Annotated in this window: 13 protein-coding genes and 1 tRNA gene; 12 read left to right on the top strand and 2 right to left on the bottom strand. The window is 41.2% G+C overall.

Going from position 1 to position 13,455, the window contains the following annotated elements; translation table 11 throughout:
* Positions 1–195: 195 nt before the first annotated feature.
* Entirely contained in the window at positions 196–1,104 is a 909-nt protein-coding gene (locus tag JM64_RS04865) for a hydroxyacid dehydrogenase (RefSeq protein WP_064011718.1), read from the bottom strand.
* 1 nt (position 1,105) lies between these two features.
* Positions 1,106–2,248, bottom strand: coding sequence for a pyridoxal-phosphate-dependent aminotransferase family protein (locus JM64_RS04860; protein WP_064011717.1), 1,143 nt, complete (start codon positions 2,246–2,248; stop codon positions 1,106–1,108).
* 332 nt (positions 2,249–2,580) lie between these two features.
* Here JM64_RS04860 and JM64_RS04855 point away from each other — a divergent pair, with 332 nt between their 5' ends.
* The 12 genes from JM64_RS04855 to guaB all read left to right on the top strand — a co-directional run bounded on the left by JM64_RS04855 (position 2,581) and on the right by guaB (position 13,355).
* A complete protein-coding gene (locus JM64_RS04855; RefSeq protein WP_064011716.1) occupies positions 2,581–3,816 on the top strand; it encodes an aminotransferase-like domain-containing protein in 1,236 nt (411 codons plus the stop codon).
* A 1-nt stretch (position 3,817) separates the two neighbouring features.
* Entirely contained in the window at positions 3,818–4,894 is a 1,077-nt protein-coding gene (gene buk / locus JM64_RS04850) for a butyrate kinase (protein WP_064011715.1), read from the top strand.
* Positions 4,895–4,897: 3 nt separating this feature from the next.
* Positions 4,898–5,794: a bifunctional enoyl-CoA hydratase/phosphate acetyltransferase gene (locus JM64_RS04845; protein ID WP_064011714.1), complete on the top strand. Its 897-nt coding sequence runs from the start codon at positions 4,898–4,900 to the stop codon at positions 5,792–5,794.
* A 24-nt stretch (positions 5,795–5,818) separates the two neighbouring features.
* A complete protein-coding gene (gene buk / locus JM64_RS04840) occupies positions 5,819–6,904 on the top strand; it encodes a butyrate kinase (protein WP_064011713.1) in 1,086 nt (361 codons plus the stop codon).
* A gap of 23 nt (positions 6,905–6,927) precedes the next feature.
* Positions 6,928–7,575 (top strand): ZPR1-type zinc finger protein, encoded by a 648-nt coding sequence (locus JM64_RS04835; protein WP_064011712.1) that lies wholly within the window; start codon positions 6,928–6,930, stop codon positions 7,573–7,575.
* A 37-nt stretch (positions 7,576–7,612) separates the two neighbouring features.
* On the top strand, positions 7,613–7,843 hold the full coding sequence (locus JM64_RS04830) for a 4Fe-4S dicluster domain-containing protein (protein ID WP_029684152.1): 231 nt from the start codon (positions 7,613–7,615) through the stop codon (positions 7,841–7,843).
* 14 nt (positions 7,844–7,857) lie between these two features.
* Positions 7,858–8,919, top strand: a complete 1,062-nt coding sequence (locus tag JM64_RS04825; protein ID WP_064011711.1) for a 3-methyl-2-oxobutanoate dehydrogenase subunit VorB — start codon at positions 7,858–7,860, stop codon at positions 8,917–8,919.
* A gap of 5 nt (positions 8,920–8,924) precedes the next feature.
* A complete protein-coding gene (locus JM64_RS04820) occupies positions 8,925–9,680 on the top strand; it encodes a thiamine pyrophosphate-dependent enzyme (protein ID WP_064011710.1) in 756 nt (251 codons plus the stop codon).
* Complete coding sequence (locus tag JM64_RS04815) at positions 9,677–10,222, top strand: 2-oxoacid:acceptor oxidoreductase family protein (protein ID WP_064011709.1); 546 nt, start codon at positions 9,677–9,679, stop codon at positions 10,220–10,222. The genes JM64_RS04820 and JM64_RS04815 overlap by 4 nt, the downstream gene beginning before the upstream one ends.
* 195 nt (positions 10,223–10,417) lie before the next feature.
* Positions 10,418–11,590, top strand: coding sequence for a hypothetical protein (locus JM64_RS04810; protein ID WP_064011708.1), 1,173 nt, complete (start codon positions 10,418–10,420; stop codon positions 11,588–11,590).
* A 74-nt stretch (positions 11,591–11,664) separates the two neighbouring features.
* Positions 11,665–11,740, top strand: a tRNA-Gly gene (locus JM64_RS04805).
* A 100-nt stretch (positions 11,741–11,840) separates the two neighbouring features.
* Positions 11,841–13,355: an IMP dehydrogenase gene (gene guaB / locus JM64_RS04800; protein ID WP_197473460.1), complete on the top strand. Its 1,515-nt coding sequence runs from the start codon at positions 11,841–11,843 to the stop codon at positions 13,353–13,355.
* Positions 13,356–13,455: the final 100 nt, after the last annotated feature.

The raw sequence follows: 13,455 nt of genomic DNA, 5'->3' as shown, positions 1-13,455 counted from the left end.
CACCTGTCAAGAGTGATAAGTAAAAATTCGATAATGCTTGAATTATAGAACAAAAAGCGTATCAAATGAGATAAATTCTATCGTAACTAAAATGTTAATCAATTGTATATATGAATTGATAATATTGGACAAACGAAAAGGGGAGCGTGGAAGCTCCCCTGGTGGATTGTGTTGGTAATAAGCTTTCGAATATCGTTACGCAATTTCTTTTATAAGTCTTTCGACAAGTAGCATTCCGACTCTTTCTTGCGCCTCGAATGTTGATGCACCTATGTGAGGTGTTGCAACAACATTTGGCAGAGCGAGTAATTTTTGTCTTAGTTCATCGGTGGGGGGTTCTACTTCGAAGACATCAAGACCGGCAGCGTAGACCTTACCGCTTACCAAAGCTTCGTATAATGCCTCTTCGTCAATGATGCCTCCTCTTGCTGCATTTATTATTATGACTCCATCTTTCATCTTTGAGATGGTTTCTTTGTTTATAAGATTCTTTGTTTCTGGTGTGAGTGGCACGTGTATTGTTATGTAGTCACTTTCTTTGTAAAGTGTGTCCAAATCTACCATCTTAACGTTCATGTCAGTTTCTTTGACAAACGGGTCATAAGCTAAGATTTTCATATCAAATGCGAGTAACCTTTTTGCAACTTCACGCCCAATGTTTCCAAATCCGATGATACCAACAGTTCTTCCAAAAAGTTCGTGACCTTCGAGTTCTTTTTTTGTCCATTTTCCGTTCTTGAGGTCGATAGTTCCACGTGCGATGTGTCTCGAACAAGCTATCATTAGTCCAATAGTTAATTCCGCTACCGATATGCTGTTCGCACCTGGGGTATTAATGACTTTTATTCCTTTTGCTTCTGCTGCCTTCACATCAATGTTGTCCAAGCCAGTGCCAGCTCGTCCGATAATTTTGAGCTTTGTGCCTGCCTCGATAATGTCCGCTGTTACTTTGGTAGCACTTCTAACGATTAGTACTTCTATTTCTGGCATTATTTTGAGAAGGTCTTCTTTTTCCAAGTGTTCAGAGGTTAATTCTACTCCAGGTACGCTTTTAAGCCTCTCTGTGGCTTGTTTGTCAAGAGGATCGTTAATATGAATCCTCATACTACTTCACCAGCCCTTTAAAAAGTACTTCTTCAGCTGCAACGACACCTTTTCCAATTTCAACTTTGTATCCCATTTCGTTGAGCGCGAATTCAAGAGCCGTGATACCTGTAATGATGTCAAATGGTGTAAGGTAACCAAGGTGGGAAATTCTGAATATTTCATCTTTCATAGGTTCCTGCCCGGCTGCTATTGTAACACCGTATTTGTCTCTCATGAGTTTTGTCAGTTTGCTTGATGGAATACCTTCTGGTGAGTTAACAGCAGTTAGAACGTTACCCGGTCTTTCAGAGAAGAATGTTAAACCTAAAGCCTTAACTGCGGCTCTTGTTGCTTCTCCATAGAGTGCGTGTCTTGCCCAAACGTTTTCAATACCTTCTTCTTTGAGCATCTTAACGGCTTTATTCAGCATGTAAATCAGGTTAACTGCTGTTGTCCATGGGTTATCTGGTGAGCTCTTTTTGTACTTTCTAAGGTCGAAGTAGTACCTACTGTTCGTGCATTTTTCAACCTTTGCATATGCCTTGTCGTTGATAGCTATAAATGCAAGTCCTGGAGGCAACATCCAACCTTTTTGTGAACCGCTAACTACAACGTCGACTCCCCATTCATCCATTTTCAGAGGTTCTGCTAAAAGACCACTGACAGCATCTGTTACAAGTATAACGTCAGTATCTCTTGTTAGCTTTGCGATGTTTTCTAAGTCAATAACTGTTCCTGTCGAAGTTTCACTGTAGGTTGTGAATACAACTTTTGCATCAGGGTTTTCTTTCATCGCCTTTTCAATCATTTCTGGTGTGACAGCCTTACCCCAGGGTAGTTTGATTTCAACAACGTTAACGCCATAAGCTCTTGCGATTTCAACCCATCTTTCGCCAAATTTACCTGCGTTTACTATTATAGCCTTCTCGCCTGGATTAACGAGGTTAACAACAGCTGTTTCCAAAGCACCGGTTCCTGATGATGTTAATACGTAAACTGGGTGTTTTGTTTGAAAGACGTATTTCGTGAGCTCAAGGGTTTCTTCTAACAATTTAACGAATTCTGGTGTTCTGTGGTGAATCGTTTCTTTGGCACCCTCAAGTAGTATTTCCTGAGGAACTGGTGTTGGACCGGGTGATAGTAACAAATACTTTCTTATCACAAAAACCCCTCCTTCTGTCGTATTGGTGTGGAATTTTTCATCCCTTAACGCGATTTAACACGACTTAATGTATCACTGAAATGAGAATAAATTCACCAATATTTTACATCTTGGAAAGTATTTTTGACAACATGCTTAATAGTGCAATTTTTTTCATGCAATGATTTGCAAGGCAAAAATCCATTGGAAATCTCACTTAATCTATTTATAACGTGAACATACATTGGAATTTTCTTTTTGCTTTTTGGCATATTGTTGCTAACATATAACTGGAGAGCAATACTTGTATAGAATGTTGTGCCAAAAATACGACAACAAGGAGTGTGGGATTCATGGAGCTAGAGAGCAAATTGTCAGAAGTTGGTATGAACCTAAGGTCTTCTTTAATTAGAGAATTGCTCAAATATGCCTCCGTGCCGGGTTCAATATCATTTGGAGGTGGAGTCCCGGATCCAAACACATTCCCACGTCACGAGCTTGCTGAGATTGCAAAGGAAGTCATAGAAAACGAATATGCGTACACTCTTCAATACAACACTACTGAAGGTGACGATGAACTTGCCAAACAGATGATAAAGCTCCTTGAAAGGATTTATGGAATAACAGGTCTTGATAGACCCAATCTACTTTTCACCACAGGTTCGCAGCAAGCCCTCGACCTTCTTGCCAGAGTCCTACTTGACAGAGATAGCATATGCTTTGTTGAGTTCCCAGTCTACCTTGGTGCAGCAAGTGCGTTCAGAATGACTTTTACAAAGTTTGAAACAGTACCTCTACTAGACGATGGGATGGATGTGGATTATTTGGAGAAAAAACTAAAGGAACTTGACCTAGCTGGAAAGATAAAGCATGTTAAATTCATATACACCGTTCCAAACTTCCACAACCCCGCTGGTGTCACGATGAGTCTAGAAAAAAGGAAAAAATTGATAGAAATAGCCGAAAGATACGACATTCCTATCCTTGAAGATGACCCATATGGGCTTCTCAGATTTGAAGGAGAGCATTTACCTTCCTTGTATAAACTAGCTGGACCGGATAGGGTAATTCTGTTGAACACATTTAGCAAGATTCTCACACCTGGTTTGAGAATAGGTGTAATAATCGGGCGTGCGGATATCGTTAGAAAAGCAACCCTTGCAAAACAGGCAGCTGATTTGTGTAGCCCGAGCTTGAACCAAAGGATAGCCGCAAGATTCTTGGAAAGGTATGACTTACTTGAATACCTGAAGCTAGGAATTGAACTGTATAAGAAGAAAAAGGACACGATGATAAAAGCTCTCGAAGAGAACTTCTCAGATATAAAGGGAGCGAAATGGGTCAATCCACAAGGTGGTCTCTTTGTGTGGTTCACACTTCCTGAAGGCTACGACACGATGGAGATGTTTGAGAGAGCAAAAGAAAAGAAGATTTATTACATCCCAGGTGAAGCTTTTACAATAGACGATAGTAAGAGCTCTTCGATGAGGCTTTCATTCTGCTTACCGTCAGAAGAGAAAATAATTGAGGGAGTCAAAAGACTTAAGGAAACTGTTGTTGAATATGGTAAGAAGAAAGGGTTGATGTGATATGAGAATTTTGGTTATTAACCCCGGAGCAACAAGTACGAAAGTTGCCGTTTTTGAAGATAAGCAAAAGATTCTTCAAGAGATACTTCAACACAGCGTCGAAGAGCTGGATAAATATCCGACAGTAATGGACCAAAAAGAAATGAGAGCGAGCGCAGTTGAAGAATTTTTAAGAAAGCACAACTTAACAATTGACCAATTTGATGCTATAGCTGCTCGCGGTGGAATACTACCACCAGTTGAAAGTGGAACTTATATCGTTGATGAAACCATGGTGGATTATTTAATAAATAAGACAAAAGTTCAACATGCCTCAAATTTAGCGGCGGTTATCGGTTATGAACTATCCAAAAAAGCATCAAGAACCATTCCAGTTTACATTACCGACCCGGTAAGTGTGGACGAAATGATTCCAGAAGCAAGGTTATCTGGGATAAGGGACATCGAGAGAAAAAGTCTTTCACACATATCGAACATGCGCGCTGTTGGCATACGAATCGCTGAAGAGTTAGGCAAGAAATTCAACGAATTAAATATGGTCATTGCTCACCTTGGAAGTGGTATCTCAGTTGCACCGTTTGAAAAAGGAAGGATGATAGATGTAAATAACGCCAACGACGAAGGTCCGTTCAGTGTTGAGAGGACCGGAGAACTGCCTGTTGGAGATGTTGTTAAATTGTGCTATTCAGGACAGTACACGAAAGAACAAATGAAAAAGATGTTTGTCGGTAAGGGAGGACTTGTGGCTTATCTTGGTACAAATGATTTGAGGGAAGCATTCAAAATGGCGGAAAGTGACCCGAAAGCATTGGAAGTGATAGAAGCTATGGCTTACCAGATTGCACAAGAAATAGGTGCCATGTGTGTTGCTTTGAAAGGCAAGGTAGATGCAATTGTTCTTACGGGTGGTATGGCTTATAGTGAAAGATTTGTCGATATGATAAAATCCTATATCTTCAAATTTGCCCCTATCTTTGTAGTTCCTGGTGAGATGGAGATGGAAGCTCTTGCCTACGGGGCTTTGCGCGTTCTTACCGGTGTTGAAGAACCAAAAATATGGAGACCTCAGGAGGTGTAAGAAATGAAGAAACTTCAAGAGCTTTTAGATAAAGCTAAAGGTGTAGGCAAGAAAGTGGTTGCTGTTGCAGCGGCAGATGATGATGTTGTTTTGAGAGCCGTCGATATGGCAAAGAAAGAAGGGATTGTTGATGCCTTGTTATTTGGGGATGCTAAAAAGATAGAAGTTGTTGCCGAAAAAGCAGGTTTAAATATCAAAGATTTTGAAATAGTTGACTCAAAAAGCCCTGCAGATGATGCTGTCAAAGCAGTTGTGGATGGCAGAGCACATTTTGTTATGAAAGGTAACATAAAAACCGGAGATTTAATGAAGGCTGTTTTGAAAGATGAGTATAATCTGAAAACAGGAAGAACAATGTCTCTTGTTAGTATTTTTGAGACACCGCTCTATCATAAATTGCTCATTGTTACAGACGCAGGAATGACCATAGCCCCTGATTTGGAGCAGAAGGTTCACCTTATCGAAAATGCAGTTCTTGTTGCTAGGAAAGCCGTTGGTGTGGAGAAACCGAAGGTAGCAATTTTAGGTGCAATTGAAGTTGTCAATCCAAAGATGGAAGCTACGATACATGCTGCACTACTTGCGAAAATGAACGAAAGAGGGCAAATCAAAAACTGTATAGTAGATGGTCCTTTTGCATTAGATAACGCAGTATCAAAAGAGGCAGCCGAACACAAGGGGATTGTTAGTCCTGTTGCAGGTGATGCCGATGTACTGATTATGCCAGATATCGAGGCTGGAAATATCTTCTATAAAGCAGTGGTTTTTCTCGCAGGTGCAAAGGTTGCCTCAGCAATAATTGGTGCAAAATGTCCTGTTGCACTTACATCAAGAGCCGATAGCGATGAAACAAAGCTTTTGTCGTTAGCACTAACGTGTTTGATGAGTGAACAATCGTAAACCTTTGGATGGGTGGTGTGTCAGATGAAGATATTGGTAATAAACCCGGGTTCTACAAGTACAAAGGTAGCAGTTTTTGACGATGAGCAAATGATTGCTTCAAGAACTTTAAGACATTCCCCAGAAGAATTGGCACCGTTTCATAAATTGACAGACCAATTTGAATTTCGTGCAGGGATTGTCAAGAATTTCCTAAGTGAAATAGGGATAAAACCGGAAGAATTATCGGCTGTTGTCGGTCGTGGTGGGCTTCTGGATCCAATCCCGGGTGGTACGTATAAGGTAACGGAAGATGTGCTTGAAGTGCTTAGAGAGGCGAAAAATGGAGAACACGCTTCTAATTTAGGGGCACTCATAGCCTACGAATTCACTAAGCAGTACGGAATACCTTCTTTTATTGTAGACCCAGTTGTAGTTGATGAAATGGAACCACTGGCAAGATATACTGGGCATCCCATGTTTAAAAGAAAGTCTATCTTCCATGCACTTAATCAAAAAGCAACCGCCAGAAACGCTGCAGCGCAACTTGGAAAAAAATACGAGGAAGTCAACCTTATCGTTGTGCACATGGGTGGAGGTATTTCTATTGGGGCACATAGAAAAGGTAAAGTTGTTAACGTGAATAACGCATTGGACGGAGATGGACCATTCACACCTGAAAGAAGTGGTACCTTGCCTTTGACACAGTTAATAGACCTATGCTACAGCGGGAAATACACATACGAGCAAATGAAAAAGAAAATCAAAGGTGCGGGTGGAATGGTGGATTACCTTGGGACAAATGACGCGATGGTTGTGCAGGAAAAAATCAGACAAGGTGACAGAGAGGCTGAACTCGTATATAAAGCGATGGCTTATCAAATAGCGAAATGGATTGGAAGAATGGCTGCTGTTCTCAAAGGTGAAGTGGATGCGATAGTCTTAACAGGTGGATTAGCTTACGACAAAGAATTTATGGTGAAATGGCTTACCGAATATACAAGTTTTATAGCACCAATACTCGTTTTCCCAGGTGGGGATGAAGAAAGGGCACTCGCAATGGGGGCACTCAGGGTTTTGAGAGGAGTTGAAGAAGCTAAGATATACTGGGAAAATGTTTTGCAACATTAAGAATGGGAAAGGAAGTAAAACAAATGGCAAAGAATTACGCATTTATCGGTTTGTTTGGAAGTGGTAAGACAGAAGTAGCAATCAACTGGGCTTTGAAACTGAAGGAAGAGCACAAAAAAGTTGCAATTATAGACGGCGACATTATTTCTCCATACTTCAGGACAAGAGATATTGCCGAGGTCCTCGAAAAAGCAGGACTTGTGACAGTTTATCCAAAAGGAGCATTAAGGAACGCAGATTTACCAATTATCACAGGTGCTGCGATTGGTTACCTTTTGAATCCTGAGTTTAAAGCAGTTGTAGACGTTGGAGGAGAAGAAAACGGTGTTGTTGTGCTAGGTTACTTGAAACCTTACCTTGGTGATGCAGAAATAAGCATGGTTGTAAACATTGCAAGACCATTTTCTTCAACAGTTGATGGGATAATCAGAGCATACGAACAGTTGAGAAGGATTGCAAGAGTTAAGGTGGATTACCTAATTAACAACACAAATTTATCGTACGAAACCACACCAGACATTATAAGAAAAGGAGAAGAAATACTTTCCAAAGTTTCTGAAATTATCGAGGTTCCTGTGAAGTGGACAGTTGTTCCAGATTTTATCAAAGAAGATGATTTCAAGTATCCTGTATTTAGGATTCATCGTTTCATGAAAATGGAAATGATTTGAATGTTAGCATTCAAACCGTTAGCAAAGGAGGATACTTATGCCGAAGGTTAGAGGAAAGATAGAGATTAATCAGGAAAGATGCAAAGGTTGTGGATTGTGTATAAGCGTTTGTCCGATGAAAGTTATTGAGTTTAGCGATTCGTTCAATTCAAAAGGTTATCACCCCGCGGAACCTAAGCATGTTGAAAAATGTATTGCCTGTGGCTTTTGTTACAATATGTGTCCTGATGTTTGTATAACAGTTTACCGAGAAGTAGAAAGTGCTTGAGGAGGGAAAAACAAATGAGCGAAAGAGTTTTGGTAAAGGGAACGGAAGCAATAGGTGAAGCAGCGATACGTGCAGGTTGTCGTTTGTTTTTTGGTTACCCAATAACACCACAGAATGAACTACCTGAATACATGTCGAAAAGAATGCCAGAAGTTGGTGGAACTTTCTTACAGACAGAAAGTGAAGTTGCAACCATTAATATGGTATATGGTGCAGCATGCACGGGCACAAGAGTTATGACATCTACATCTTCACCAGGTTTTAGCTTGATGCAGGAAGGCATTTCTTACATGGCATGTGCACAGTTACCAGCAGTTCTCGTCAATGTTGTGCGTGGTGGACCTGGGCTTGGAGACATTCAACCCTCGCAAGGAGACTATTGGCAAGCAACCAAAGGTGGAGGTCACGGAGATTATAAGCTTATTGTTCTTGCACCGTCAACAGTGCAGGAAGCAGTTGACCTGACATATCTTGCATTTGACCTTGCTGATGAATACAGAAATCCGGTATTGATAATCGCCGATGGTGTTATTGGTCAGATGATGGAACCAGTCACATTCCCTGAGTTCAGGGATTTAAATACGTTACCCAATCACGGGAGCTGGGCTTTAACAGGTGCCAAAGGGAGAGAAAAACATATAGTTGTATCATTTGATATTGACCCATATGTTTTGGAAAAAATGAACCTTGAGCTTGTTGAAAAATACAAAAAAATTGAAGCGAAAGAGAAACGTTGGGAAGAATATAAACTAGATGATGCAGAAGTGGTCATTACTGCGTTTGGAACAGTGGCAAGAATTGCTAAAAGCGTTGTTGAACAAGCAAGGAAGGAAGGTATAAAGGTTGGACTATTCAGACCTATTACACTATGGCCATTCCCATACGAACGACTTGAAGAAATTTCGAGAGGCAAGAAATTGATTTTTGATGTTGAAATGAACATGGGACAGATGTTGGAAGATGTTAAACTTGCAGTGAAAGACCATGCGCCAATTGAATACTACGGAAGGCTCGGAGGAGTTGTGCCAACACCAGACGAAATACTCCAAGCATTAAAATCTAAGCTCGGGAGGTAATGTATATGGCATTTGAAGTCATATTGAAAAAGCCGGAAGCATTAACTGAAAGAGAATTCACATACTGTCCAGGATGTACCCATGGAATCATTCATAGGTTAATTGCAGAGGTTATTGATGAACTTGGTATAAGAGAGAAGACTATAGCAGTAGCTCCTATTGGTTGTTCAGTATTTGCGTATCATTTCTTTACCACTGACGCAACAGTTGCGGCGCATGGTAGAGCACCTGCTGTCGCTACTGGTATCAAAAGGGCAAGGCCAGACCTTTACGTATTCACATATCAGGGGGACGGAGACCTCGCAGCTATAGGAACTGCGGAAATTGTTCATGCGGCAAACAGAGGTGAAAAGATTACAACTATCTTTGTAAACAACGCAATTTACGGAATGACAGGTGGACAGATGGCACCTACCACGCTATTAGGTATGAAAACAACAACGACACCTTACGGCAGAAGTGCTGAAAACGATGGCTATCCGCTTCACGTTGCTGAAATCATAAAAGAAGCTCGCGGTGTTGCGTTCTTGGCTAGGACAAAAGTTAATACACCTCAGGATGTTGTAAAAACAAAGAAAGCAATAAAGAAGGCGTTCTTGGCTCAAATAAAAGGTTTGGGATTTGGAATGGTTGAGGTACTATCCACATGCCCAACGAACTGGGGTATTGACCCCGTTTCAGCACTCAAATGGTTGGAACAACACATGGTTCCGGAATACCCACTTGGAGTATTTGTTGACAAGGTAGGGGATGAACAATGACAACAAGGATGATATTTGCCGGCTTTGGTGGACAAGGTGTTATGTTGATGGGGCAAATCATATCCTTAGCGGGAATGCTCCAGGGTAAGAACGTTACTTGGATGCCATCATATGGACCTGAGATGAGGGGAGGAACCGCGAATTGTACCGTTGTTATAAGTGACGAACCTGTTGCATCTCCTGTGACTAGCAGTGCAGAAGTTATTGTTGCGATGAATATACCGTCCCTTCTGAAATTTGAACCTGCTGTTACGGAAAATGGATATCTTTTCATCAATCAGTCGGTTGTAGATAGGGAACCCACCAGGAAGGACATACACGTTGTAAAAATACCTTGTAATGAAATTGCTGATGAATTAGGAAATCTAAAAGTTGCAAACATGGTTATGCTTGGTGCCGTTGTTGGTGCAATGAATGTTGTTGATGTCGATAGTGTCTTCAAAGCTCTTGAGAAAAAACTTGCCGGAGGAAAAGCCTCGCTTATTGAGATTAACAAGCAAGCGATTTTAAAAGGTATTGAGATAGCAAAAAGCCAGCTGTGAGGTCAAACACAAATACACTCTTAAAGGCGGATTAGATAGACACGCGCATTACGCCGGGTTTTTCAACCCGGCTCTTTTTTTATGTGTTGAAATAAATTGTGGTATAATTATATAACTTGATGAGAAAATAACTTTTCTAAAGGGATGAACGATTTAGCGATTACGCTGGTCAAAACTATTAGGAGGTGAAAGGCGATGGTAAAAGATACGTTCAAAGCGGTCTTTGTTTTGGTTCTCCTTTTTGCAACATTGAGCTTTGCGGAGTTTTATCTTAACGTCGGTACAGTTCAGATTGGCAACGAGAACTACATGGTCTACGAGTTCGGTCCAGAGTTCACAGTAGGTCCTGTCACACTTGGACTCACACTTACAACGTACGCAACGGATTTAACAACTGGCAGTTTCTACTTTGGATATCCTGGTTCTTCGACACCGAGTACCAATATTATTGATGGTATCAACATAACAGCACTTGGGTTAGACTTGGGGAACGTTTGGTTTAGATATGGAAGGATGAGACCCGTAACTTACGGAATGGGCTTTGTTTTCAGTGGATACTCGAATCCTAATGCAAGAACCCTGGATGCAGGTATTAGAATGGGAACGTTGAGTGCTTCTGTCCACGTTCCATATCAACTTGCGCAACTTTCAACATTTACCTTTACACAATCTGACCCAGTATATACAGCGGTTGTAAGTTCTAAGATTTCTTTATTTGAACTTTCAGCGTTTGGTGGAGTTGATATGGACGGTTTAAGGGAGGATGCGGTTGCTACGCCTCTTACCTATGCGGCAGGCATTTCTCTCACTACGAACGTGCTTGGATTCTCGATCGGTGCAGAGGCTGGAGCACAGATGTGGAAGGATGGAACTATCGGATATGGAGTTTTTGGTGGTATTTTTGGTGATTTTGGTGTGTTTCAATTCGTTGCAGGTCCATTCTACGCATCGGATGGTTTCAAACCATGGTTGATTTCAAGGAACTACAGTTTTGAAAAATCACAACCTGACTTTGGGCCGGATAAATACAAATCAGACCTAGGATACATTGCTAACCTTGCTTTGACGTTAAGTCCATATGGTAAAGTAGCAGTTCTTTTGAAAGGTAACTTTGAAGGAAACGTGACATTATCTGGCGAAGGAATTATAAACATACCAGCTATCGGTGGGACAAATGGCCTAGTTCTTTATGGTTATCTTTACGATGAAACACCTTTTGAAGGTGGGCAATTCTTTGATGATAACACGCAAGCAAGGCTAACGATAGCTTATCCAGTGTTTGCAGGATTCTACGCTGGTGTAAAGTACATTTGGGAAGACAGCCAATGGAAACAAACAGCATTTGTTGGAGGATCTGCTAACTTCTGATATCAGGTCAAATCGCGGAACTCAAGGGTCTTGAAAATATCTCTGCCTAATGATATAATATAATTAGAGCTTGAGCGGGTGTAGCTCAGTTGGTAGAGCATCAGCTTCCCAAGCTGAGGGCCGCGGGTTCGAATCCCGTCGCCCGCTCCAAACAAAAGAATGAGTAGAAAAGAAGGCAGACCCAAAAAGGGGTCTGCTTTATTATAAAGAATATTGAAAAAAAGCCGTGGGGCGGATGGAGGTTGAAAAAATGGAGAAGAAAAAAAGCGTTGCTAAGCGAAGTTCTAAGGATAATGAGCTGGAAAGTAAGTTTTTTTTCAAAGAAGCGCTTACATTTGACGATGTTTTATTAGTGCCTCAATACAGTGAAGTGCTGCCATCAGATACAGATGTTTCAACTCGTTTGACTCGCTTGATAAGGCTCAATATCCCTCTTGTTAGTGCTGCAATGGATACCGTTACGGAAAGTGAACTAGCAAAAGCTTTAGCACGCGAAGGTGGAATTGGTATCATTCATAAAAACCTCTCTATCAAAGAGCAGGCGCATCAAGTGGAAGTAGTCAAAAGAACGGAGAATGGGGTAATCGAAAACCCTGTCGTTATTCATCCGGAAGACACAGTTTTCAATGCACTGAAGTTGATGGCAGAGTATAAGATTGGTGGGTTTCCCGTTGTAGATGATGAAGGGCATTTGGTCGGTTTGTTAACTAACAGAGATGTAAGGTTTGAAAAGGACATCAAGAAAAAGGTTAAGGAACTTATGACGCCAAGGCAAAAACTAATTGTGGCGAAACCTGGAATATCTCTGGAAAAAGCTAAAGAAATACTTCATGAGAACAGGATAGAAAAGCTACCACTTGTCGATGAGAACAATAAGCTCTTAGGACTTATAACGATAAAAGATGTTCTCAGCGTTATAGAACACCCAAATGCAGCAAGAGACCAGAAAGGTAGGTTACTTGTGGGAGCTGCGGTTGGCACAGGGAAGGATACTTTTGAACGTGTTGAAGCTCTTGTAAAAGCGGGTGTTGATGTCATTGTTGTTGATACGGCCCACGGGCATTCGAAAAAGGTTATCGAGACGGTTAAAGCTATTAAGAAAGCTTATCCCGAACTGCAAGTGATTGCAGGGAATGTTGCAACAGCCGAAGCAACAGAAGAACTTATTAGGGCCGGTGCAGATGCTATAAAGGTTGGAATAGGTCCAGGTTCGATATGCACCACACGAATAGTCGCCGGAATCGGCGTTCCACAATTGACTGCCATATTGGATTGTGCTCGGGTGGCCAAAAAATATGATATTCCAATAATAGCTGATGGAGGTATAAGATACTCTGGAGATATCGTTAAAGCACTTGCAGCAGGTGCTGAGAGTGTAATGCTTGGAAGCATATTCGCTGGCACGGAAGAATCGCCCGGCGAAACGGTACTTTATCAGGGTAGGAAATACAAAGTTTACAGAGGTATGGGTTCTATAGGTGCTATGAAATCTGGAAGTGCAGACAGATATTTTCAGAGTGAGAATCAAAAGTTTGTGCCAGAGGGCGTTGAAGGGATGGTGCCTTACAAAGGGGCGGTCAAAGATGTTGTCTATCAATTAGTTGGTGGACTAAGAGCTGGAATGGGCTACGTTGGGGCTAAGACTATTCAAGAACTACAACAAAAAGCTAAATTCATTAGGGTTACGCAAGCATCGATTAAAGAAAGTCATCCACACGATATTATTATTACAAAAGAACCACCAAACTACTGGAGTACTCAGTGAGTTGTGGCCGGCAAATTTTTCTATATCGAAAAATCAAATTAAACAACAAAGCGGGGACGCTTACTCTATCCCCGCTTGTTGTTCTTTAACAGTTGATTAT

Origin of the sequence: Fervidobacterium pennivorans (assembly GCF_001644665.1) — a bacterium.
GTDB classification, from domain to species: Bacteria; Thermotogota; Thermotogae; order Thermotogales; family Fervidobacteriaceae; genus Fervidobacterium; species Fervidobacterium ngatamarikiense.
The sequence above is the reverse complement of the archived record's forward strand: the minus strand, read 5'-3'. Positions and strand labels throughout refer to the sequence as shown.